The sequence below is a fragment of the Rhodococcus sp. NPDC003322 genome (genome assembly GCF_053589555.1).
The window spans coordinates 629584-653461 of the sequence record NZ_JBSFSC010000004.1 but is presented as its reverse complement, the minus strand read 5'-3'; the positions used below and the strand labels follow the sequence as shown (position 1 = coordinate 653461).

The 23878-nt window shown below is 69.0% G+C and carries 20 protein-coding genes; 11 read left to right on the top strand and 9 right to left on the bottom strand.

Annotation, left to right across the window (positions count from 1 at the left end):
- Window positions 1–2: 2 nt before the first annotated feature.
- Complete coding sequence (gene infC, locus ACWDUM_RS19360; RefSeq protein ID WP_450116428.1) at window positions 3–707, bottom strand: translation initiation factor IF-3; 705 nt, start codon at window positions 705–707, stop codon at window positions 3–5.
- Window positions 708–996: 289 nt separating this feature from the next.
- On the opposite strand from infC, the gene ACWDUM_RS19355 reads away from it, so the two are divergent.
- Window positions 997–1353: a DUF1844 domain-containing protein gene (locus ACWDUM_RS19355; RefSeq protein WP_450116414.1), complete on the top strand. Its 357-nt coding sequence runs from the start codon at window positions 997–999 to the stop codon at window positions 1351–1353.
- Window positions 1354–1858: 505 nt separating this feature from the next.
- Here ACWDUM_RS19355 and uvrA read toward each other — a convergent pair.
- Window positions 1859–4783, bottom strand: a complete 2925-nt coding sequence (gene uvrA / locus ACWDUM_RS19350) for an excinuclease ABC subunit UvrA (RefSeq protein WP_450135167.1) — start codon at window positions 4781–4783, stop codon at window positions 1859–1861.
- Window positions 4784–4988: 205 nt separating this feature from the next.
- Here uvrA and ACWDUM_RS19345 point away from each other — a divergent pair, with 205 nt between their 5' ends.
- The 3 genes from ACWDUM_RS19345 (at window position 4989) to ACWDUM_RS19335 (ending at window position 8604) form a co-directional block, all read left to right on the top strand.
- Window positions 4989–5678 carry an MBL fold metallo-hydrolase gene (locus ACWDUM_RS19345; protein WP_450116416.1) on the top strand — a complete coding sequence of 230 codons (690 nt, stop codon included), beginning with the start codon at window positions 4989–4991 and terminating at the stop codon, window positions 5676–5678.
- A 55-nt stretch (window positions 5679–5733) separates the two neighbouring features.
- The gene (locus tag ACWDUM_RS19340; protein WP_450135166.1) at window positions 5734–6279 is read left to right on the top strand and encodes a pyridoxamine 5'-phosphate oxidase family protein; all 546 of its coding nucleotides are present in this window, start codon (window positions 5734–5736) and stop codon (window positions 6277–6279) included.
- 96 nt (window positions 6280–6375) lie between these two features.
- Window positions 6376–8604 (top strand): HelD family protein, encoded by a 2229-nt coding sequence (locus ACWDUM_RS19335; RefSeq protein ID WP_450116429.1) that lies wholly within the window; start codon window positions 6376–6378, stop codon window positions 8602–8604.
- Between the two features lie 93 nt (window positions 8605–8697).
- On the opposite strand, the gene ACWDUM_RS19330 is transcribed toward ACWDUM_RS19335, so the two are convergent.
- A complete protein-coding gene (locus ACWDUM_RS19330) occupies window positions 8698–9150 on the bottom strand; it encodes a universal stress protein (protein ID WP_450116418.1) in 453 nt (150 codons plus the stop codon).
- A 179-nt stretch (window positions 9151–9329) separates the two neighbouring features.
- Between ACWDUM_RS19330 and ACWDUM_RS19325 the strand changes: the two genes are divergently transcribed.
- The 3 genes from ACWDUM_RS19325 to ACWDUM_RS19315 all read left to right on the top strand — a co-directional run bounded on the left by ACWDUM_RS19325 (window position 9330) and on the right by ACWDUM_RS19315 (window position 14385).
- Complete coding sequence (locus ACWDUM_RS19325; RefSeq protein ID WP_450135165.1) at window positions 9330–12098, top strand: alpha/beta fold hydrolase; 2769 nt, start codon at window positions 9330–9332, stop codon at window positions 12096–12098.
- Window positions 12095–12979: an ABC transporter permease gene (locus tag ACWDUM_RS19320; RefSeq protein ID WP_450135164.1), complete on the top strand. Its 885-nt coding sequence runs from the start codon at window positions 12095–12097 to the stop codon at window positions 12977–12979. The genes ACWDUM_RS19325 and ACWDUM_RS19320 overlap by 4 nt, the downstream gene beginning before the upstream one ends.
- A gap of 227 nt (window positions 12980–13206) precedes the next feature.
- Complete coding sequence (locus ACWDUM_RS19315) at window positions 13207–14385, top strand: zinc-binding dehydrogenase (protein ID WP_450135163.1); 1179 nt, start codon at window positions 13207–13209, stop codon at window positions 14383–14385.
- Window positions 14386–14533: 148 nt separating this feature from the next.
- Here the strand turns inward: ACWDUM_RS19315 and uvrB are convergent, their stop codons facing one another.
- Entirely contained in the window at window positions 14534–16690 is a 2157-nt protein-coding gene (gene uvrB, locus ACWDUM_RS19310) for an excinuclease ABC subunit UvrB (RefSeq protein ID WP_450135162.1), read from the bottom strand.
- Window positions 16691–16772: 82 nt separating this feature from the next.
- On the opposite strand from uvrB, the gene ACWDUM_RS19305 reads away from it, so the two are divergent.
- Entirely contained in the window at window positions 16773–17276 is a 504-nt protein-coding gene (locus ACWDUM_RS19305; RefSeq protein WP_450135161.1) for a DUF402 domain-containing protein, read from the top strand.
- Window positions 17277–17294: 18 nt separating this feature from the next.
- On the opposite strand, the gene coaE is transcribed toward ACWDUM_RS19305, so the two are convergent.
- Entirely contained in the window at window positions 17295–18524 is a 1230-nt protein-coding gene (coaE, locus tag ACWDUM_RS19300) for a dephospho-CoA kinase (RefSeq protein WP_450116424.1), read from the bottom strand.
- 166 nt (window positions 18525–18690) lie between these two features.
- Here coaE and ACWDUM_RS19295 point away from each other — a divergent pair, with 166 nt between their 5' ends.
- Both ACWDUM_RS19295 and ACWDUM_RS19290 read left to right on the top strand, forming a co-directional pair.
- On the top strand, window positions 18691–18867 hold the full coding sequence (locus ACWDUM_RS19295; protein ID WP_450116425.1) for a hypothetical protein: 177 nt from the start codon (window positions 18691–18693) through the stop codon (window positions 18865–18867).
- Window positions 18868–18981: 114 nt separating this feature from the next.
- A complete protein-coding gene (locus ACWDUM_RS19290) occupies window positions 18982–19227 on the top strand; it encodes a hypothetical protein (protein ID WP_450115482.1) in 246 nt (81 codons plus the stop codon).
- 118 nt (window positions 19228–19345) lie between these two features.
- Here the strand turns inward: ACWDUM_RS19290 and rpsA are convergent, their stop codons facing one another.
- Entirely contained in the window at window positions 19346–20818 is a 1473-nt protein-coding gene (rpsA, locus tag ACWDUM_RS19285; protein ID WP_450115483.1) for a 30S ribosomal protein S1, read from the bottom strand.
- A 189-nt stretch (window positions 20819–21007) separates the two neighbouring features.
- Here rpsA and ACWDUM_RS19280 point away from each other — a divergent pair, with 189 nt between their 5' ends.
- Window positions 21008–21886, top strand: a complete 879-nt coding sequence (locus ACWDUM_RS19280) for a class I SAM-dependent methyltransferase (RefSeq protein WP_450135160.1) — start codon at window positions 21008–21010, stop codon at window positions 21884–21886.
- 25 nt (window positions 21887–21911) lie between these two features.
- Here the strand turns inward: ACWDUM_RS19280 and ACWDUM_RS19275 are convergent, their stop codons facing one another.
- The 3 genes from ACWDUM_RS19275 to ACWDUM_RS19265 all read right to left on the bottom strand — a co-directional run bounded on the left by ACWDUM_RS19275 (window position 21912) and on the right by ACWDUM_RS19265 (window position 23875).
- Entirely contained in the window at window positions 21912–22109 is a 198-nt protein-coding gene (locus ACWDUM_RS19275) for a hypothetical protein (protein ID WP_450135159.1), read from the bottom strand.
- Between the two features lie 2 nt (window positions 22110–22111).
- Window positions 22112–23008 (bottom strand): SPFH domain-containing protein, encoded by an 897-nt coding sequence (locus tag ACWDUM_RS19270; RefSeq protein WP_450135158.1) that lies wholly within the window; start codon window positions 23006–23008, stop codon window positions 22112–22114.
- Between the two features lie 114 nt (window positions 23009–23122).
- Window positions 23123–23875, bottom strand: coding sequence for an amino acid ABC transporter ATP-binding protein (locus tag ACWDUM_RS19265; protein WP_450115547.1), 753 nt, complete (start codon window positions 23873–23875; stop codon window positions 23123–23125).
- Window positions 23876–23878: the final 3 nt, after the last annotated feature.

The window sequence follows — 23878 nt, the reverse complement described above, 5'->3', positions numbered from 1 at the left end:
TGTCAGCTCGCGGGCGTGTCGGGCGTCTGCGGCTCCGCGGCGGGCGCCTGCGCCTCGGCAGGTGCTGCCGACTGTGCGGGCGCCGGCTGTGCGGGCGCCTGCGGACGAGCGCCACGCTGTGCCTGCTCCTGCGCCTTGACGCGGGTCTTGGCACCCTTGTGCGGTGCCAGCACCATCGTCATGTTGCGGCCGTCCTGCTTCGCGGACGTCTCGATGAAGCCGAGGTCGGCGACATCGGCACCGAGCCGCTGCAGGAGGCGGAAGCCCAACTCGGGACGGGACTGCTCGCGTCCGCGGAACATGATCGTGACCTTGACCTTGGATCCGGCCTCGAGGAACCGCACGACATTGCGCTTCTTGGTCTCGTAGTCGTGATCGTCGATCTTCGGGCGAAGCTTCTGCTCCTTGATCACGGTCTGCTGCTGGTTCTTGCGCGATTCGCGCGCCTTCTGCGCGGCCTCGTACTTGAACTTGCCGTAGTCCATGATCTTGCACACCGGCGGACGCGCGTCGGGCGCAACCTCGACCAGGTCGAGGTCGGCGTCCTGAGCCAAGCGGAGTGCATCTTCAACACGCACGATGCCAACCTGCTCACCTCCCGGTCCGACAAGGCGGACCTCGGGTACGCGGATGCGCTCGTTGATGCGAGTCTCAGTGCTGATGGGGCCTCCTAGGTAGAGCGGCGTGGTCGTCCTGACCGCCCGCAGCCCGCCTGCCCACGTCCCCAACAAAAGAACCCCGGCTGGATCTCTCCAGGCGGGGTCCGATGTCGACCGATCACGTGCCGCAGCGTCGTGTACACCTGCACACGCGCCACCCACGCCCCTCACGGGAACCTCGGATCGAACGCACCAGGCCTGTGCGGCCAGGTACCAACACCCGAGTGACCGGAACCGTTGACCTGCGAATATGCTTCGCGGAACAGCGGTGGGAGTCGGACTCCACTTGCTGCCCCCGACGTCGTCAGGGGCGGTCGTGTATGGAAGTCTAGCAGCCATGACAGACGCATCGCACACAGGGGAAGACAGCACCGAAGTCCGCGAACTGGCGGACGTCCCCGCGGTCGAGGTGATCAGCCGGGCGGCCGTCATGCTGATGAGCTCCGCCGCCGAGAAGCTCGGCCTTGCCGCGGACGACCACACCGACAGCGCGAACATCGACCTCGACGAAGCCCGGCGCGTCATCACCGCCCTCGCCGGCCTGGTCACGGCCTCTGTCGAGTACCTCGGGCCGCACGCCGGACCGATCCGCGAGGGCCTCCAGGCCCTGCAACGGGCATTCCGCGAGGCGTCCGCACACCCCGACGAGCCCGGCAAGGGCCCCGGCGAGAAGTTCACCGGCCCGGTCTACTGAACCACTCGGAAACCGCCACCGCGATGTGAGGCACTTCACATCGCGGTGGCGGTTTCGTTTTCCCCGAAACCTGGACGGCCGACCGGAACGCTCGTGTACAAAGGTCGCGAATGCAGTGGAGGGCACCACATGGAGGCCGGGTTCCGCTACGCAAGAACGGGATCCGATCCTCGAGTGGTCACTGCGATCGGGGGATCATCGCCGAAGCCGTCGTCGGGAAACCCGCAGGCCAAGCGGGGGCGCGGTATCTGATCGATCCGGCAACAGCCGGCCGGCGCAGCACGCGCCTCGGTCGGGTCAGTACATCACCATCAAGGAGACATCCATGATCAACTCCGGAGACATCGACGGCCTCTTCGGCGCCCTTGCCAACATCGTCAACTCGCTGATCGCCGGCGGTTCGTCCACCGGCGGCGGCACCACCGGCACCGTCTGACACATCCGTCGCGACGGATCAGGGCCGGAACCGCAGTGCGGTTCCGGCCCTGATCCGTATACAGGACCGTCACACCTTCGCGGCAGCCTTCCGCGGCGCGCGCTTCCGCTTCGCCGGTGCGGGGGCCGCCACCGGTGCCGCGTCGAGAACCTCGCGCAGGAACCGTCCCGTGTAGCTCGCCGGGACCACCGCGATCTCCTCCGGCGTGCCCTGCGCGACCACCGTCCCACCGCCCGAGCCGCCCTCGGGACCCATGTCGACGATCCAGTCGGACGTCTTGATCACGTCGAGGTTGTGCTCGATGACGATGACGGTGTTGCCCTTGTCGACCAGACCGTTCACGACGCCGAGCAGCTTGCGGATGTCCTCGAAGTGCAGGCCGGTGGTCGGTTCGTCCAGGATGTAGACGGTCCGGCCGGTGGAGCGCTTCTGCAGTTCCGCGGCGAGCTTGACGCGTTGCGCCTCGCCGCCGGACAAGGTGGGCGCCGGCTGCCCGAGTCGCACGTAGCCGAGACCGACCCGGACCAACGTTTCCAGGTAACGGTGAATCGAGGTGATCGGCTCGAAGAACTCCGCAGCCTCCTCGATCGACATGTCCAGGACCTCGGCGATCGTCTTGCCCTTGTAGTGCACCTCGAGGGTCTCCCGGTTGTACCGGGCCCCGTGGCAGACCTCGCACGGCACGTACACGTCGGGGAGGAAGTTCATCTCGATCTTCAGGGTGCCGTCGCCGGAGCACGCCTCGCACCGGCCGCCCTTGACGTTGAACGAGAACCGGCCCGGCTGGTAGCCGCGAACCTTCGCCTCGGTCGTCTGCGCGAACAGGGTGCGGATCTTGTCGAACACGCCGGTGTAGGTGGCGGCGTTGGACCGCGGGGTGCGCCCGATCGGCGACTGATCCACCTGGACGAGCTTGTCCAGCTGGTCCAGCCCGTTGACCCGGGTGTGACGGCCGGGCACCTGGCGCGCCCCGTTGAGCTTGTTCGCCATCACCGTGGCGAGGATGTCGTTCACGAGCGTCGACTTGCCGGACCCGGACACACCCGTGACCGAGGTCAGCACCCCGAGCGGGAAGCTGACGTCGATGTCCTGGAGGTTGTGTTCCTTGGCCCCGACGACGGTGACCTGCCGCTTCTTGTCGACGGCCCGGCGCACCAGGGGAACGTCGATCGAGGACCGGCCCGAGAGGTAGGCACCGGTCAGTGACTCCTCACAGGTGAGCAGTTCCGCGTACGGGCCACTGTGCACCACCCGACCACCGTGCTCGCCGGCGAGCGGCCCGATGTCGACGACCCAGTCGGAGGTGCGAATCGTGTCCTCGTCGTGCTCGACGACGATCAGGGTGTTGCCGAGGTCCCGCAGACGCGTCAGCGTCTCGATCAGTCGGCGGTTGTCTCGCTGATGCAGGCCGATGGACGGCTCGTCGAGCACGTACAGGACGCCGACGAGCCCGGATCCGATCTGGGTGGCGAGCCGGATGCGCTGGGCCTCGCCGCCGGACAGGGTGCCCGCGGCACGCGACAGCGACAGGTACTCCAGGCCGACGTCGAGGAGGAAGCCGAGCCGCGCCTGCACCTCCTTGAGCACCTGACCGGCGATCGCCTCCTCGCGGGCACCGAGAGTCAGCGAGTTCAGGAAGCGGGAACAGTCGGCGATCGACAGCTCCGCGACCTCGGCGATCGACATGCGGCCGTGCTCGCCGGCCTCGATGGTCACCGACAGGATCTCCGGCCGCAGCCGGGTGCCGTTGCAGGCCGGGCACGGTACGTCGCGCATGTACCCGTCGTAACGTTCCTTCATCTGCTCCGACTCGGTCTGTTCGAGCCGCCGGTGCAGGAAGGGCATCACGCCCTCGAACTCGGCGTAGTAGGAGCGGGTGCGGCCGTACCGGTTCTTGTACTTGACGTGCACCTGGTGTTCGCTGCCCTCGAGCACCGCCTTGCGCGCCTTGGCGGGCAGTTCCTTCCAGGGGGCGTCCACGTCGAAGCCCATCACGTCGGCCAGGCCGGACAGGAGCCGACCGAAGTACTCGGAGGTCTGCCCCATCGACCAGGGCGCGATCGCGCCGTCGGCGAGGCTCAACTCGGGATCCGGCACCACCAGGTCCGGATCGACCTCCTTCCGGATACCGAGGCCGGTGCATTCGGGGCAGGCACCGTACGGCGAGTTGAAGGAGAACGACCGCGGCTCGAGGTCGTCGATCGCGAGGGGGTGCCCGTTCGGGCAGGCCAGGTTCTCGGAGAAGCGACGCTCACGATCGGTCGCGTCCTCCTCCCGGTCGACGAAGTCCAGGACCACGATGCCGTCGGCCAGCCGAAGTGCGGTCTCGATCGAGTCGGTGAGCCGCTGCTTGGAGCTCGCCTTGACGGTGAGGCGGTCCACCACCACCTCGATGTCGTGCTTCTCCTGCTTCTTGAGCTTCGGCGGATCGGTCAGCTGGTGCACGACGCCGTCGATCCGAACGCGGGCGTAGCCCTGCGTGTTCAGCTGCTCGAACAGGTCGACGAACTCGCCCTTGCGGGTGCGGACGACGGGTGCGAGGACCTGGAACCGGGTTCCCTCCTCCATGGCCAGCACCTGGTCGACGATCTGCTGCGGGGTCTGCTTGGCGATCCGCTCGCCGCAGGCCGGGCAGTGCGGTGTACCGGCACGCGCATAGAGCAGGCGGAGGTAGTCGTAGACCTCGGTGATGGTTCCCACCGTCGAACGGGGGTTGCGGTTCGTCGACTTCTGGTCGATCGACACGGCCGGCGACAGGCCCTCGATGAAGTCGACGTCCGGCTTGTCCATCTGCCCGAGGAACTGCCGGGCGTACGCGGACAGCGACTCCACGTACCGCCGCTGCCCTTCCGCGAAGATGGTGTCGAAGGCGAGCGAGGACTTGCCCGAACCGGAAAGGCCGGTGAAGACGATCAGACTGTCGCGCGGCAGATCGATGTCGATCCCCCGCAGGTTGTGCTCACGCGCCCCTCGCACGATCAGGCGGTCTGCCACTCTCGATCCTTTCTCACGCCGAGTCCTGTGTGGAGTTCACGGCCGTCCACATGGTAGGCCGACTGTCCGACACGACTCCGCGCCGACGCGGGCGTCGCAGGTGATACGACGCGGGCATCGCAGTTCACACCGACGCGGGCGTCGGATCGGACACGACGCGCGCTCCCGGACCCCGCGGAGGCCGCCGCGACGGTAGCCTCCCCTCATGGAACGGCAGCAGATGCACATCGACGACCACTACACCGGGGTGCTGACGCAGGGCGCCGACCCACAGCGCCGCACGATCGCGGACGCCACGATCACGAAGATCTCGGTGGGCCCGATGGACAACAACGCCTACCTCGTGGTGGATGCGGGCACCGGGGAGTCCCTGCTCATCGACGCGGCGAACGAGGCGGACCGGCTGACCAGCCTGCTCGCGACCGCGGCTCCGCATCTCGGTTCGATCGTGACCACCCATCAGCACCCCGACCACTGGCTCGCGCTCGCGGACGTGGCCGCGGCGACAGGCGCACCCACCATCGCCCACCCCCTCGACGCCCCGGCACTGCCGGTGGTGCCGGCCCGCACCGTCACCGACGGCGACCTCGTCGAGGTGGGCAGGCTCGCACTCGAGGTGATTCACCTTTCCGGTCACACCGACGGGTCGATCGCGCTCGCGCTCACCGACCCCGCCTCCGGCCAGGTGCACCTGTTCACGGGGGATTCCCTCTTCCCCGGTGGTGTCGGCAAGACGGCGGACGCGCAGAAGTTCGACTCCCTGTACCGCGACGTGACGACCAAGCTGTTCGAGCGGTTCCCGGACGACACGGTCGTCTATCCCGGACACGGCCGCGACACCACGATCGGCGCCGAGCGACCGTTCCTCGCCGAGTGGCAGGAGCGCGGCTGGTGAGCTGACCCGCCGGCGCCACGTGCCGCCGTGGCCCACCGAGTGAGAGGGGCAACCGATGACCGAGCCGATCACCGAGTTCGACACCCGGTACAGCGAGCCGGGGACCGTGGCGGTGAGCTGGGCGTGGGGCCGCCAGGTCCTCACCGACGCGGAGCTCTACTGGATCACGACTGTGCGTCCCGACGGCCGACCGCACGTCACGCCGCTGATCGGTGTCTGGATGGACGAGGCACTGCACTTCTGCACCGGCCCCGGTGAACGCAAGGCGCTGAACCTGCGCCACAACCCGGCGGTCGCGCTCACCACCGGAAACAACTCCTACGCGGAGGGTTTCGACGTGGTCGTCGAGGGGTACGCCGAACCGGACCGTGACGTCCCCACCCTGCTGCGCATCGCCGACGCCTACGTGGCGAAGTACGGGCCGCAGTGGCGATTCGAGGTGACGACCGACGGGTTCCGCGGCGGCGGCGGACCTGCCCTGGTGTACCGGGTCGCGCCGGTCACGGCGTTCGGTTTCGGCAAGGGCCCGTTCAATCAGACCCGATGGCGATTCGGTGCGCGTCGAGCAGGCGTTTCTGCGGACATCCGCCCGGGCGATTAGAATCACTGGGCCCTTTTTGCCCGTGTTTCCGCCCGAGGAGATCACTTGCCCGACGAGGTCCACGCCGACCGAGAGCGCGAACAGCAGTACCTGACGATGTTGTACGACCGCCTCGACGGACTGCGCGAGTACGCCAAGTCCCGCCTGGCGACGGTGCTGCTGCAAACCGGGGGCACACCGCAGGCCCGCAGCGAACGCGAGTCCTTCACCCAGATGTACACCGAGGACATCGCCAAGTACGACGCCGCGGAGAACGGCCTGTGCTTCGGTCGCATCGATCTCGACCCGGACGCGGCAGACGGCGACGGCCACCGGTACATCGGCCGCGTGGGCATCCTCGACGAGGACAACGACTACGAGACGCTGTTGCTGGACTGGCGGGCGCCGTTGGCCCGGCCGTTCTACCTCGCCACCACGGCGTCCCCGGAGGGTGTGACGCGGCGCAGGCACATCCGCACCCGCAGCCGCACGGTGACGGGTCTGGGCGACGAGTACCTCGACCTGGCCGCAGCGCAGCGGGCCGGTGTCGTCTCGGACGACGGCGGCGTGGCCGGCGAGAGCGCACTGTTGGCGGCGCTGAACGCGGCCCGCACCGGGCAGATGACCGACATCGTGGAGACCATCCAGTCCGAACAGGACGCGATCATCCGCTCGACCCACAAGTCGGTGATGGTGGTCCAGGGGGGCCCGGGCACCGGGAAGACCGCGGTCGCACTGCACCGTGCCGCATACCTGCTGTACACCTACCGGCAGCAGCTGGCGAAGTCCGGGGTGCTGATCGTCGGGCCGAACGCGACCTTCCTCGACTACATCGGGCAGGTGCTGCCGTCACTCGGTGAGACCGGTGTCCTGCTGTCCACGATCGGCGACATGTATCCCGGGGTGGTTGCCACGCAGCAGGATTCGCTGGAGGCCGGCGAGATCAAGGGTTCGCTGGACATGGTGGCGGTACTCAAACAGGCGGTCCGGGACCGACAGTTGGTGCCGCGCACGCCGGTCACCCTGCCGTTCGACACCTACACGGTCACCCTCGACCGCAAGATCGTCACCCGGGCCCGGGGCCGCGCGCGATCGTCGCGGCGTCCCCACAACCTGGCCCGGCCGATCTTCGTCTCCGCGGTGATCGAGGCGCTCGCCGACCAGTTCGCGGCGACTCTCGGAGCGAATGTGCTCGGCGGGGCGAACCTGCTCAGCCGCGACGACGTCGCCGACATCCGGGACGAGATGCGGACCGACACCGAGTTGATGGCCGCGATCGACGAGCTGTGGCCGCACCTGACGCCGCAGCAGGTGCTCACGGATCTGCTGCAGTCCGACGAGCGACTGGCGTCCGCGGCCACCGACCTCACCGCGGAGCAGCGGGCGCTGCTGCACCGGAGGCGCCACACCGGGTTCAGCGCCGCCGACGCCCCCTTGCTCGACGAACTGGCCGAACTGCTCGGAATCGACGACGCCGCCGAACGTGAGCGGGCGGCGCGGCAGTGGCGTGCGCAGATCGCCGACGCGCAGGGTGCACTCGACATCCTCACCGGCTCCGCACCCCAGGACCTCGAGGACGATCTCGACCCCGAGATCCTGATGGCGTACGACCTGGTCGACGCGAGCCAGCTCGCGCAGCGGCACGAGATGCGGCAGCAGTTGACGGCCGCCGAACGCGCGGCGGCCGACCGGACCTGGACATTCGGTCACGTCATCGTCGACGAGGCCCAGGAGCTCTCGGCGATGGCCTGGCGAATGCTGATGCGGCGCATCCCGAATCGCTGGATGACCCTCGTCGGCGACACCGCGCAGACCGGGGATCTGGCGGGCAGCTCGTCGTGGCAGACCGCGCTCGAGCCGTACGTCGCCAGCCGCTGGAAGCTGACCGAGTTGACGGTGAACTACCGCACGCCGTCGGAGATCATGACGGTCGCGCAGGACGTGCTTGCGGCGATCGACCCGCAGCAGGCGGTGCCGCGGTCGGTGCGCGACTCCGGGAACCAGCCATGGGCACACCGGGCCCCGGCAGGTGACGTGGCGGTGGAGGTGCGCCGCAGGGTCGCCGCGGAGACCGGTCCGGGGCTGGTCGCGGTGATCACCAGCGAGGAGGGCGTGGACGAGTTCCGTGACCTGCACGGCGATTCGGTCAGCGTGCTGTCGGTCCGCGAGGCGAAGGGACTCGAGTTCGACGTGGTGATCATCGTCGAACCCGCGCTGATCGTGGACTCGTCACCGCGCGGAATGAACGATCTGTACGTCGCACTGACACGGGCGACACAACGCCTCGGCGTCGTGCACGCCCGGCCCCTGCCCGACGTCCTGTCCAAACTGGTTGCGGTGCAATAGAAGACCGGCGCGTGCGTGGGCATGCACGCGAAACGCCTTCGCGTGCGCCGGCACGCTGCCGGCGCACGCGAAGGGCGCACGCGAAGGGCGCACTCAACGAACGGTGTGAACGATCAGAACGTCGCAGGTCGACTTTCGGGCGGCGTCGGACGGCACCGAGCCGAGCAGCCGGCCGGTCAGGGTGTTCAGCCCCCGGTTTCCGACCACCAGCAGATCCGCGCTCACCTCGTCGACCAGACCGAGCAGCGAATCCACGGGGGCGCCGACGATGGCCCGCTCCACGATGTTCGCGGCCCCGACCGCGTGGGCGCGCTCTCGCGCCGTGCGCAGGATCTCGTCGGTCGGCGCGGAACCCGTGATCTGGTAGGCGTCCTCACCGAGCGTGTCCTGCGCCGCTTCGATGTCCTTCGGATCCGCGGGGTGGTACGCGCAGGCGATGACGAGCTTGGCGTCCGCGTCGCGCGCAAGCGCCGCGGCCTTGTCCACCGCCTTCAGCGACGAATCCGAGCCATCGGTCCCCACGACGATGGTGCGGTAGGCACTCATTCATTCCTCCGGTTGTCGCATGCCCCACCGTCCCCGGTGGCGCGTTGGTCGTCGCCGGTCACCGCGCGAAACCGCGTCGGAGAACCCGGCTGCTCGCCGCAACCCTAGTCGGATGCCCGTCCCGCGCGGGGGAATTGCGGGCCAAGCCACATCTGTCGTGTCTGACTAGATTGGATCTCATGTCTCCGACCCGGTCGCGCGCACCGCGGGTCGCGGCCGTCGTGACCGTGGTGCTACTGGTCGTCGCGGGAGTCGGCACCGGCCTGTACCGGGCGGACCGCCGGCCCGGCGTCACCACCTCCGACGTGCGGGTCACCACCGCCGAAGCACGGGGCGCCACCGGCGAGGTGAACATCGATGCGAGCCTGTACCTGCCTCAGCACACGCCCGCGCCCGCCGTTCTGCTCGCGCACGGGTTCGGCGGATCCAAGGACACCCTGGCGGACCAGGCCCGGAACCTCGCCGCCGACGGGGTCGTGGTCCTGGCGTACAGCGCCCGCGGATTCGGCGCCAGCACCGGCACGATCTCGCTGAACGACCCGGATCGCGAGGTGGCCGATGCGCGGGCCCTCGTCGACTGGCTGGCCGCGCGGCCGGAGGTCGAACTGGACGGGGTCGGCGATCCCCGGATCGGAGTGACGGGCGCGTCCTACGGCGGCGCGCTGGCGCTGATGCTCGCCGGCAGCGACCCTCGGATCGATGCGGTGGCCGCGGCGATCACCTGGAACGACCTCGGCCAGGCCCTGTTCCCGAACCACGGCCTCCGACCCGGGCACGAACCGGCCGCGACTCCGGCCGACGCCGGGTACGGCGGCCCCGGCGTCCTCAAGCGCGGGTGGGCCGGGATCTTCTTCGGGGCCGGGGTGTCCGGGGCGGGGACCCCGGGCGCCGACGCCTGCGGACGCTTCGACCCGTCGATCTGCCTCGCCTACGGTTCCGCGGCGGTGACGGGCCTGCCGACACCGGAACTGTTGGCGCTGCTGCGCGCCCACTCCCCCGCGGCGCTGGCCGAGCACATCACCGCGCCGACGCTGCTCCTGCAGGGCGAGCAGGACACCCTGTTCGGCCTCGACCAGGCCGACGCGACGGCACGGCAGATCGCCGCGTCCGGCACCGATGTGCAGGTGCGGTGGTTCCCCGGCGGGCACGACGCCGGCGGCGACTCGCCGAGCAGCCGGGCCTCGGCCGCCCGGTTCCTCACCGCGCAGCTGAGCGGCGACTCGAGCGGCACCTCGACTGACCGCGAGTTGCCGTTCGTGTTCACGCTGCCCGGGACGAGCGGCGGCGATCGGCCGTCCTACCGCCGAATGACCGCACCGAGCTATCCGGGCCTGACCGCGAGCGCTGCCCCTGTTCCGCGTGAGCAGCTGGCCCTGTCCGGGCCACCGCAGACCGTTGACCGGCCTCCGGGAGCGTCACCGGCTGCGGTTTCGTCGGTGCCGGGTCTGGGCTCGGCGGCGGACCTGCTCGCCGTCGCGGGGCAGGCGACCGGATTGTCGACCGATCCCCCGGGACAGACGGCCCGCTTCGCCACCGCTCCGCTGGACCGTCCGGTGACCGTCACCGGCACCTCCACCGCGCAGTTGAGTGTCACCGCGTCCGCTCCGCCGGGCGAGGCGGTGCTGTACGCGAAGTTGTACGACGTGTCGCCCCAGGGGCGTCACGTGCTGCCCGGGGGCGCCGTCTCCGCAATCAGGATTCCGGATACTCCTGCCGGGCAACAGATTCCACTGTCCGTGACGCTTCCTGCCGTCAGCCACCAGGTACCGGAGGGACATCACCTGGAGCTGGCGGTGACCACCACCGACCAGGCGTACGCGAACCCGCTGTCCCCGGCTCGCTTCACGATCGCCCTCACCGACGGCACCCTGTCCGTGCCCAGTGTGGCCGCGTCGTCGTCCAGTCGGGCGATCCCCGTGGCCCCGCTCGTGGGCATCGGCGTGATCCTCGCCGGGATCGGCGCGCTGGTGACGATCGGGGTGCTGCGGTCCCGGCGCCGTGCGGTCGCGGAGGTCGACCCGGCACTCGTCGGCACCCCGCTCGTCGTCACCGGGTTGCGCAAGACGTACGGCACCGGGTTCCGCGCGGTCGACGGCGTCGACTTCACGGTGCGACGGGGCCAGGTGCTGGGCCTGCTCGGACCGAACGGTGCGGGCAAGACGACGACGCTGCGGATGCTCATGGGGTTGATCACCCCGACCGCGGGCGAGATCCGCGTCTTCGGACACCGGGTGACGCCGGGCGCTCCGGTGCTGTCCCGGCTCGGGTCGTTCGTCGAGGGATCCGGTCTGCTGCCGCACCTGAGCGGGATCGACAACCTGCGCCTGTACTGGGCCGCCACGGGGCGTCCGGAGTCCGAGGCCCGGATGGACGAGGCGCTCGAAATCGCCGACCTCGGCGACGCGGTGACCCGCAAGGTCCGCTCGTACAGCCAGGGGATGCGGCAACGGCTCGCGCTGGCGCAGGCGATGCTCGGCCTACCCGACCTGCTGGTGCTCGACGAGCCGACCAACGGGCTCGACCCGCCGCAGATCGCGACCATGCGGGAGGTCCTGGTGAACTATGCCCGGGGCGGCCGGACGGTCCTGGTGTCCAGTCACCTGCTGGCGGAGGTCGAGCAGACCTGCACCGACGTGGTGGTGATGAACCACGGCCGGGTGATCGCCGCCGGCACCGTCGAGGAGTTCACCTCCGCGCAGGGCGCCACCGAACTGCGCGTCGACGACGCCGACGCGGCCGCAGACGCACTCGCCGCTCTCGGCACGCCCGTGCACCGGGTCGACGACGACCGGGTTCGCGTGGACCTCGGGGAGACCGATACCGCTGACGCGGTGCGAGCACTGGTCGGCGCGGGTGTCGCGGTCCGACGCGTGGCCCGGACCACCCGCCTGGAGGACGTGTTCCTGCGGTTGGTGCACACGTCGGATCATCGAGAGGAGGCACCGTGAGCATCGGACGATCCCGCTCCGACGAGGTCGCGATCCCGGCGGACGGCCGTGCGCCGGGATACCGGGCCGGGCGGACGCTGCCGTTGCGCACCGAGTTGGTGCGGCAATGCAAGCGCCGCCGCACCCACCTCGCATTGGGATTCCTGGCCGTGTTGCCTCTGATCCTGGTCCTCGCGTTCGCGATCGGCGGTTCCGGATCCGATTCCGGCGCAACCGATCTGATCGAACTCGCCACCCGGGGCGGGGTCAACTTCACCGTGTTCACCCTGCTGATGTCCGTCGGCTTCCTGCTGATCGTGGTCGTCGCGCTGTTCTTCGGCGACGCGATCGCCAGCGAGGCGTCCTGGTCGTCGCTGCGCTACCTGCTGGCCATTCCGGTTCCGCGCAGCCGGCTGCTGCAGCAGAAGGCGATCGTCTCGGCGGTCCTGTCGATTGCGGCCCTGCTGCTGCTCGTCGTGGTCGCGTTGACGGTGGGCACCGTGTCGTACGGCACCGCACCGCTGGTCACCCCGTTCGGCGACTCGCTCGGCTACGGCGAGGCGATCGGCCGCCTCGCGCTCGCCCTCGGGTACGTCGCGGTCAACCTGATCTGGGTGGCCGGGCTGGCACTGCTGCTGTCCGTGCTCACCGACGCCCCGCTCGGTGCCGTGGGCGGCACGGTGATGGTCTCGATCCTGGTGCAGATCCTCGACCAGATCACCGCGCTCGGCCACTGGCGGGACTACCTCCCCGGGCACTTCTCCTTCGCCTGGACCCGATTCCTCGCACCGACGGTCGACTGGCACGACATCGTCGTCGGCTCGTTCGCCGCGCTCGCCTACGGCACCGCCTTCGCGGTCGCCGCCTGGTGGTGGTTCGCGCGCAAGGACATCACCAGCTGAGTCCCGGCGTCACCGGTGTTCGACCAGGCACGGTTGCGCACCGACGTCGACGGCGGGAAACTCGAAGTCACCCAGGCTCCGACAGCCGGCCGACGCATTTCACCGTCGGCACCGAACGAAAAGCGAGAGATCGTGCCTCCTCTCCAAGATCTCCTGGCCGTATTCGCTCCCCGTCGGGCCGATGGCGAGTCCGCGCATCGCGACCGCGCACGCATCGGCGGTGCCGTGTGAGGGCCGTACGGTGTGCCCGCGGGGAACTCGCGATCGTCGAACTGCCGGACCCGAATCCGGACCGGGGCCAACTCGTGCTGAACGTTCTCCGAGCCGGCATCTGCGGCTCCGACCTCCACGCACGCAGACACGCGGACGAACTCGCCGGGGTGATGGACGAACTCGACTATCACCACACCATCCGATCCGACTCCCCGACGGTGTTGGGTCACGAGTTCTGCGGCGAGGTCGTCGAGCGCGGCGCCGGCGCCGGGAAGTCCTTCACCGAGGGCACCCGGGTGGTGTCGTTCCCGCTCGTGCGGGCCCGAGGGGGAACACACCCGACCGGGCTGTCCCCGCTCGCTCCGGGGGCATTTGCCGACAAGGTCCTGGTCGAGGCGTCGCTGTCGTTCGCCGTCCCCGACGGCCTCGACAGCGAGATCGCAGCACTGACCGAGCCCATGGCGGTGGCGCATCACGCGGTGCGCCGCAGCGAGATCGGACGCAGGGACGTCGGCGTCGTTCTCGGCTGCGGCCCGGTGGGACTGGCCGTGGTGTGTCACCTCAAGGCCAGGGGCGTGCGAACAGTGGTGGCCAGCGACTTCTCCCCCGGACGTCGCGCCTTGGCGACCGAGTGTGGGGCCGACGTCGTCGTCGACCCGGCCGTCGATTCACCCTGGCACGCAGCAGGTGCTCGCGGCTGGAGATTCTCGGCACCGGAACTACTCGACTACGCAGTCGACACCATGGACCGCCTGCGCAAGCTGCCCGGCTGGGCGTACGTGAACCGCGCGGCCCAGGCGATCGGGCTGGCCGACCAACCCCACCCGATCGTGTTCGAGTGCGTCGGTGTGCCCGGCATGCTGGAGGGCATCCTCGCCGCGGCCCCGCTGGCAACGCGCGTCGTCGTGGTCGGGGTATGCATGAGCGAGGACAGGCTGCGGCCCGCGATGGCCGTCAACAAGGAGCTCGATCTGCGGTTCGTTCTGGGCTACACGCCGCTGGAGTTCCACGACACCCTCCACCTGCTGGCCGACGGCAAGGTTGATGCGAGCCCGCTGGTGACGGGCACTGTCGGTCTCGCGGGCGTGCCCTCCGCATTCGACGTGCTCGAGCGCGCCGACGTGCACGCGAAGGTGCTCGTCGATCCGGGCAGCGAGGTGGCAACGCTGTCCACCTGGTCGCGCCCCACCTGAGAGCACATCGCCTCCCGCGCCGACGCGCTCCCCTGTCGACGGCCTGCCCGCCCGTGGTGCACCGCGCTATCGCGACGGCCGCGGCGGCCGTTCGGGTCCGCCACGGCTCCCGTAACGCCCCGCACGCCGCTCCGAACGTCGGTTCCGCCTACTGCAATCCGGCCGCATCCATGCCGCGCAGTTCCTTCTTCAGGTCCGCGATCTCGTCGCGGAGCCGACCCGCCAACTCGAACTGCAGGTCGCGGGCCGCGTTCATCATCTGGTCAGTGAGCTCCTTGACCAGATCGGCCAGTTCCGCGCGCGGCATCGACTTCACGTCCCTGCCCTCGTAGACCCCGGCGCTGACTGCCCGGCCGGCCTCGCCCTGGGCACGGCGACCACGGCTGGCGTTGCGCCCCGACCCGCCGATCTCGACGTCGGTGTCGTCGGCCTCCTCGTACACCTGGTCGAGGATGTCTGCGATCTTCTTGCGTAGCGGCTGCGGGTCGACGCCCATCTCGGTGTTGTAGGCGATCTGCTTCTCGCGGCGCCGTTCGGTCTCCTCGATGGCCCTGGCCATCGAGTCGGTGATCTTGTCCGCGTACATGTGCACCTGGCCGGACACGTTGCGGGCGGCGCGGCCGATCGTCTGGATCAGGCTGGTGGTGCTGCGCAGGAAGCCTTCCTTGTCCGCGTCGAGGATCGCCACCAGCGACACCTCCGGCAGGTCGAGTCCCTCACGGAGCAGGTTGATACCCACCAGCACGTCGTACTCACCCAGCCGCAGCTGCCGGAGCAGTTCGACGCGGCGCAGGGTGTCGATGTCGGAATGCAGATACCGCACCCGGATGCCGAGTTCGAGGAGGTAGTCGGTGAGATCCTCGGACATCTTCTTGGTCAGGGTCGTGACCAGGACCCGCTCGTCGCGCTCGGCGCGCTCGCGGATCTCGTGCACCAGGTCGTCGATCTGACCCTTGGTCGGCTTGACCACGACCTCCGGGTCCACCAGACCGGTCGGCCGGATCACCTGCTCGACGAACTCGCCGCCCGCCTGCCCCAGCTCGTACGACCCGGGGGTCGCGGACAGGTAGACCGTCTGCCCGATCCGCTGCGTGAACTCCTCCCAGGTGAGCGGGCGGTTGTCGGTGGCGGACGGCAACCGGAAGCCGTACTCGACGAGGTTGCGTTTACGGGACATGTCGCCCTCGTACATGGCCCCGATCTGCGGGACCGTCACATGCGACTCGTCGATGACGAGCAGGAAGTCCTCGGGGAAGTAGTCGATCAGCGTCGCCGGCGCCGACCCGGCGGGCCGGCCGTCGATGTGCCGCGAGTAGTTCTCGATGCCCGAGCAGAACCCGACCTGTTTGATCATCTCGATGTCGTAGTTGGTGCGCATCCGCAGCCGCTGCGCCTCCAGCAGCTTGCCCCGGTTCTCCAGGTCCGCCAGGCGTTCCTCGAGCTCGACCTCGATGTCCCGGACCGCGCGTTCCATCCGCTCCGGACCGGCAACGTAGTGGGTCGCGGGGAAGATCCGCACCGTGTCGACCTGCCGCACCACGTCCCCGGTCAGCGGATGGAGGTAGTACAGCGCCTCCACCTCGTCACCGAAGAACTCGATTCGCACCGCCAGTTCCTCGTACGACGGGATGATCTCGACGGTGTCACCGCGCACCCGGAAGGAGCCGCGGGTGAACGCGACGTCGTTGCGGTTGTACTGCACGTCCACCAGCAGCCGCAGCAGAGAGTCCCGCGGCACCTCCACCCCGACGTCGAGTTGGATCGAGCGGTCCAGGTACGACTGCGGCGTACCGAGACCGTAGATGCACGACACCGAGGCGACCACGACGACGTCGCGTCGGGAGAGCAGGCTCGACGTGGCGGAGTGTCGCAGCCGCTCGACGTCGTCGTTGATCGACGAGTCCTTCTCGATGTAGGTGTCCGTCTGCGCGATGTACGCCTCGGGCTGGTAGTAGTCGTAATACGAGACGAAGTACTCGACGGCGTTGTTCGGCAACATCTCACGCAACTCGTTCGCCAACTGCGCGGCGAGGGTCTTGTTCGGCGCCATCACCAGCGTCGGCCGCTGCACCCGCTCGATCAGCCAGGCCGTCGTCGCGGACTTGCCGGTTCCTGTGGCGCCCAGCAGCACCACGTCCTTCTCCCCGTCACCGAGCCGCCGCGTCAGTTCCGCGATGGCCTGCGGCTGGTCACCGGCAGGCCGATGCTCGCTGACCACCTCGAACCGGCCGTCGGATCGCTCGATCTCCCCCACCGGCCGAAACTCGGAATGCGCCACCACGGGATGCTCGGATGCAAACGCCATGGCACCAGGGTAGGCGCAGGGTCCGACACGATCACCGCCACGGCGCAAGGCACCGGGAGGCCGGTCGCGATAGGTTCCAGGCATGGATGTGCACGCCCCGAAGGTCGAGGCCTTCAACCTCGCCGACCTCACGAACACCGACCCGAAGGGATTCATCCGGCAGGTCGAGCGTTACCGGGTCGAGCCGTGGGGCCTGTACATGGCCCGCCACGCCGATCATCCGCACTTCCACTACCTGGAGTCCTGGCTGCTGCCGGACGTGGGACTGAGGGCGACGATCTTCCACTACCGCCAGTACCACGCCCGAGACCAGGACCGGTACGTCGACATCGGCGACTTCACCCGCGGCGACCGCGTGTGGCGGTCCGAGGACCACTACCTGGACCTGGTGGTGCGGACCGGACGCGACACCGAACTGCTCGACGTCGACGAACTCCTCGCCGCCCACACCTCCGGCCTCCTCGACGCCGGCACCACCGAACGAGCCATCACGACCGCAACCCGGGCCGTGGACGGCATCGCCGCCCACGGCCACGACCTCGACGCCTGGCTCGCGGCCGAGGGGATGCCGGTCAGCTGGCGCTGACGCGGCCCGTCGGTCCGGTCAGCCGGCGCTCGCGCCCGCGTCCCAACCGGTGCTCTCCGCCCACGCCATGGCCCGCTGGTAGGCGGTGTCGAACCACGGGGTCTTGGCGTCGACGTACAGTTCCGTCGCGGCGGCCGTGTCCGGCTCACCGGACGCCGCCGCTTCCGCAGTCCGCTTGATCGCCAGGTACTCGTCACGCACGTCCGTGTCGGCGCGCAGCCAGTCCCGGAACACCAACGCAAAGCGCTGCCCCGGCCAGCCGTCCACCCGCAGATGCACGTTCGCCGGTCGACCCGGATCGGCGGAAGCGTGGAATCGCTTGTCCCACAACGATGGATCCGCCTCACCACCGATCCCGTAGACCGGCTTCGGGTCGTCGCCGGTCACCGCATCGACACGCGGGAACCCCGCCCTCGCCAATCGGTCCGCCAACTCGTCGGCCGCTTCGAGACTGCGGACCGTCACCTGCAGATCGATCACGTCCTTGGCGTCGAGGCCCGGCACCGCGGTCGACCCGACGTGGTCGATCCGGACCGCGTCGGCGCCGCACACGAATTGCAGCCGCTCGACCAGCCTCCGCCCCTGCTCCGACCACTCCGGGTCCGCCTGCGACAGGACCGGAGGCACCCGCACCGCAACGGAATTCGCAATGTTCTCCGCGTATCGCTGCAGCCGCTCCCACAGTGCCTTCACGGCCGGGTCCAGTGCGCCGGGCGGACCGCTGTTGTCGAGCCACACGTCGGCGGCGGCGCGACGTTGCTCGTCGGTCGCCTGAGACGAGATCCGTGCTCGCGCATCGTCCTCCGGCATGCCGCGCAGTTCGACGAGACGGCGGATTCGTTCGTCGGCGTCGACGTACACCACCACGACCAAATTGAACATCGCCCCCATCCGCCCCTCGACCAGCAGCGGGATGTCCTGCAACACCACGGAATCCGGAGGCGCCGATTCGACCAACGCGGTGGTCCGGGCACCGATCAGGGGATGTAAGATGCCGTTGAGTCGACCGCGGGCCGCCTCGTCACCGAACGCCTTGGCAGCCAGGGCCGGTCGGTCGAGCCGCCCGTCGGGCTGCAGTATCTCCGGACCGAACTCCGCTGCCAGAGCGGCCAGTCCGGGGGTGCCCGGTTCCACGACTTCGCGCGCTATCAGGTCGGCGTCCACGACGACGGCCCCGAGATCGCCGAGGATCCGTGACACGGTGGACTTTCCAGCTCCAATGCCTCCCGTGAGGCCGATTCGTAACACGCACCCCAGTGTGTCACCAAACACGCCCGAAGCCCATCCAGCCCAAATGACCCGGGATCACACGCCCGTCGACTATCTTCGAGAACGACGTGCCAGGCCACCCAAATCGAGATGAAGGAACACCATGCGCAGCACTTCTCCCCAGCCTGGTCGGCACCGTCTTGGCATGGTCGACGGGGTGCATTGCATCCTGATCCCCGAGGTGGCCGCCGCCCTGCAGGAACACCACCGCAACTGGTTCACGCAGATGCTCAGCCCCGCTCGCCACAGTTTCGCATCGATCCGCAAGCGCACCGCGGAGATGCAGGGTACCTGGGCCGCCGGCGCCGCCACCGCGAACTGACCCGAGCCCCAATCGGCCGAACGACGGCGACCCCACCCGCGAGCGGGTGGGGTCGCCGTCGTTCGTGCCCCTTCGTGGGATGCGGCCTCGGCCCGCCGGTTCTACCGTGAGTACATGACTGTCACAGCCGATGACCTGCGCACACTGTTGTCCAGCACCGTGCCCGGTGCCACGTTGGTCCTGGAGGAGGGCGAGACCAGGGTCTACTCGAAGGACCAGGCCGAGCAGCGCTCGTCCTGGGTCGTCACCACGCAGGACGACCTGCGGCGCGATCTCCCGGACGCGGCGAGTCCCACCGCTCACGACCTGGACGAACGGGCGGCGATGCTGGACGACATGATCGCCGCTCAGGGCGGCTGAGCGGCTCCCCCGCCCGTTGTCGTGGCTCCGACCCACCCGGCCCGAGCACGTCGAAGGCCCCGGTCCTGCGAACAGGACCGGGGCCTTCTGGTCACCACCCGACTAGCGGGCGATCACGTCACGCGTTGCCGGACAGCTTCTCGCGCAGCGCGGCGAGCTGGGCATCGCTGGCCAGCGAGCCCGCGGCCTCGGTGGAGCCGGTGGTCTGGCCCTCGGTGGCACCGGACTCGGAGGAGTAGTTGGCGCCCGACGCACCGGCCGCCGCCTCGGCGGCCTCGTCGGCAGCCATCTTCTCCATCTGAGCGGTGTGCATCTTGTGGCGACGCTCGGCCTCCGCGTAGCGGGACTCCCACTCCTCACGCTGCTTGTCGAAGCCCTCGAGCCATTCGTTGGTCTCGGGGTCGAAGCCCTCGGGGAAGATGTAGTTGCCCTGCTCGTCGTAGCTGTCGGCCATGCCGTACTTCGACGGGTCGAACTCGGCGTTGTAGTCCTCGTTCGCCTGCTTCAGCGACAGCGAGATCCGGCGACGCTCCAGGTCGATGTCGATGACCTTGACCATCGCGTCGTCGCCAACGGCCACAACCTGGTCCGGCACCTCGACGTGGCGCTCGGCCAGCTCGGAGATGTGGACGAGGCCCTCGATGCCCTCCTCGACGCGGACGAACGCGCCGAACGGAACCAGCTTGGTGACCTTGCCCGGCACGATCTGACCGATCGCGTGGGTGCGGGCGAACTGACGCCACGGGTCTTCCTGGGTGGCCTTGAGCGAGAGGGAGACGCGCTCGCGGTCCAGATCGACGTCGAGAACCTCGACGGTGACCTCGTTGCCGACCTCGACAACCTCGGACGGGTGGTCGATGTGCTTCCAGGACAGCTCGGAGACGTGCACCAGGCCGTCGACACCGCCGAGATCGACGAACGCGCCGAAGTTGACGATGGAGGACACGAAGCCCTTGCGGACCTGGCCCTTCTGGAGCTGGTGCAGGAACTCGCTGCGGACCTCGGACTGGGTCTGCTCGAGCCACGCACGACGCGACAGGACCACGTTGTTGCGGTTCTTGTCGAGCTCGATGATCTTGGCCTCGATCTCCTTGCCGACGTACGGCTGGAGGTCACGGACACGACGCATCTCGACGAGCGAGGCAGGCAGGAAGCCGCGCAGCCCGATGTCGAGGATCAGGCCGCCCTTGACGACCTCGATGACGGTGCCCTTGACGGCCTCGTCCTTCTCCTTGAGCTCCTCGATGGTGCCCCAGGCACGCTCGTACTGAGCGCGCTTCTTCGACAGGATCAGGCGCCCTTCCTTGTCCTCCTTGGTGAGGACCAGGGCTTCGACCTCATCGCCGACGGAGACGACCTCGTTGGGGTCGACGTCGTGCTTGATGGAGAGCTCACGGGACGGGATGACGCCTTCGGTCTTGTAACCGATGTCGAGCAGCACCTCGTCGCGATCGACCTTGACGATGGTGCCTTCGACGATGTCGCCATCGTTGAAGTACTTGATCGTGGCATCGATGGCGGCGAGGAAATCCTCGGCAGAGCCGATGTCGTTGACGGCTACCTGCGGCGAGGTGACGGTGGTGGAGGGCATTTGGTGAAGTGCTCCGGAGGGATAGGCAATCGGTTGATGGTGTTCTGTCGGACCACGAACGACCGCCGACGACCCCCTAGAGATGCCGCACGGCAGACACTCGCGTGGATCAGGGTACGCGACCCGATGCTAGCTGGGCAAACCCGGGTGGCACCGCGAGGCGCCGGGCGCGCTACCGTGCAGGTCGAGATGACCGAGCATTCCGACACACCCGAAACCACGGACGACGATCGCCACGCCGCCGCCAACGCCGTCCTCGGCACCGCCGGGTTCAGCCGCCAGCGCGTGGACTCCGCCCAGAGCGAGCGCGCCAGTCGTGCCTGGTGGGACGCGGACTCCGCCGACTACCACCGCACACACGGCGAGTTCCTCGGCGTCGACTCGGCAGGCGGTGAGTTCGTGTGGTGCCCGGAGGGCCTGCACGAGGGCGACGTGCACCTGCTCGGCGACGTCGCCGGCCGCGACGTGCTGGAGATCGGCTGCGGATCGGCACCGTGCGCGCGCTGGCTGGCCGGGCAGGGTGCGCGGACCGTGGGCCTCGACGTCTCCCGCGGCATGCTCGAGCGCGGGCTCGCCGCGATGGCACGCGGTGGCCCGCGGGTACCGCTGGTGCAGGCCGGCGCCGAGGCGCTGCCGTTCGCCGATGCCAGCTTCGACATCGCCTGCTCAGCCTTCGGCGGGGTGCCGTTCGTGGCCGACTCCGCCCTGGTGATGCGCGAGGTCGCGCGGGTGCTGCGGCCGGGTGGCCGGTGGGTGTTCTCGGTGAACCACCCGATCCGGTGGATCTTCCCCGACGATCCCGGCCCGGGCGGGCTGACCGCGACGATCCCCTACTTCGACCGGACCCCGTACGTCGAGGTCGACGAGGCCGGCGTTCCGACCTATGTCGAGCACCACCGCACGATCGGCGACCGGGTTCGGGAGATCGTCGCGGCCGGCCTCGAACTACGCGACATCGTCGAGCCGGACTGGCCCGAGTGGCTGGACCGCGAGTGGGGACAGTGGAGCCCCCTGCGCGGGCAACTGTTCCCCGGCACCGCCATCTTCGTCTGCCACAAGCCTGCCTGACCCGCCCCTCCCGCCGAGACGCCTGTCAGTCCTTCGTGCGGGGCGAGCGTCCCGCGGCATCGAGGGCGCGCCGCAGCGCGTATTCGAGCTGCGCATTGACACTGCGCAGGTCGTCGGCCGCCCACTTCGCGATCGCGTCGTAGACGGCGGGGTCCAGCCGCAGCAACACCTTCTTGCGCTCGGGCCTGGACCGGGTCGCCGATCCCTCGTCCGCGTCGGCCATGGTCAGGCGTAGAGGGTGCCGGTGTTGACGATCGGCTGGGTCGCCTTGTCCCCGCACAGGACAACCAGCAGGTTCGACACCATCGCGGCGCGGCGCTCCTCGTCGAGTTCGACGACGGACTGTTCGGCCAGGCGGTCCAGCGCCATCCCGACCATCCCGACCGCGCCCTCGACGATCATCGCCCTGGCCGCGACCACCTGCGCGGCCTGCTGCCGCACCAGCATGGCCTGCGCGATCTCCGGCGCGTACGCCAGGTGCGTGATGCGGGCCTCGACGACCTCGATGCCCGCGAGTTCGGTGCGCTCCCGCAGTTCGGCGGTCAGTTCGGCGGCGACCTGAGCGCCGTCGCGCAGGCTGGTGGCGTCGGCGGCCTCGGAATCGGCCGGGACGATGGTGGTGTCGTAGGGATGGGTGGTGGCCAGGTGCCGCACCGCCGCCTCCGACTGGATCGCGACGTACTCCTCGTAGTCGTCGACCGCGAAGATCGCCTTGCCGCTGTCGATCACCTTGTAGACCACGACCGCGGCGATCTCGACCGGGTTGCCGACCGCATCGTTGACCTTGAGCTTGGACGTTTCGAAGTTGCGAACCCGCAGCGTCACCCGGCGCTTCATGCTCAGTGGGACCACCCACTTGAATCCGTCGTCCGAGACCGTCCCGAAGTAGCGTCCGAAGAACTGGATCACCCGCGCCTCGTTCGGATTGACGATCGTGAATCCCGTTGCGATGACGGCGATCACGAGACCCAGCAGCCCGGCGACGACCCAGCAGACGATCCGGACGGCGATCGTCGTGTCGAGGAGCAGGCCGGCGAGGACGAGTCCCGCGGCGATCAGGGTCGCCACGGTCAGCGCCAGCAGTACCGCGAACCCGTTCAGTCGGAAAGCCCTACGCTCCATCGATCCACCCTTTGCTATCGAAGTGATATCACTACGATAGCAAAGCGAGCCGAGTGAACGGAACATCCGGTCGATATCGACTGAACGCTTCCGTTCACTCGGCGGCGACGGCGGTCAGAGGAGCTTGGAAAGGAAGGCCTTGGTGCGCTCGTGCCGGGGGTCGGCCAGCATCGCCCGCGGCTCACCGGACTCGACGACAACGCCGCCGTCCATGAACACCAGCTGGTCGGCGACCTCGCGGGCGAATCCCATCTCGTGGGTGACGACGACCATCGTCATGCCCTCCTTCGCGAGGTTCTTCATGACGCCGAGCACCTCGCCGACCAACTCGGGGTCGAGCGCGGAGGTCGGCTCGTCGAAGAGCATCAGCTTCGGATCCATCGCCAGCGCCCGGGCGATCGCGACCCGCTGCTGCTGACCGCCGGACAACTGCGCCGGGTATGCGTCGGCCTTGGCGGCCAACCCCACCTGGTCGAGCAGGTCCATCGCCCGGGTGTGGGCGTCCTTGCGTCGCACCTTCTTCACGAGCATCGGCGCCTCGACGACGTTCTCCAGCGCGGTGCGGTGCGGGAACAGGTTGAAGTGCTGGAACACCATCCCGATGTCGCGCCGTTGCCGCGCCGCGGCCCGCGGCTGCAGTTCGTAGAGCTTGCCGCCGCGCTCGGAATAGCCGACCAGTTCGCCGTCGACGTAGAGCCGCCCGGCGCTGACCTGCTCGAGGTGGTTGATGCAGCGCAGGAAGGTCGACTTGCCGGACCCCGACGGCCCGACCAGACACAGCACCTGCCCGCGGTCGATCTCGAGGGTGACCCCACGCAGCACCTTCAGCGCCCCGAAGCTCTTGCACACCCGGTCGGCCTTCACCATCGG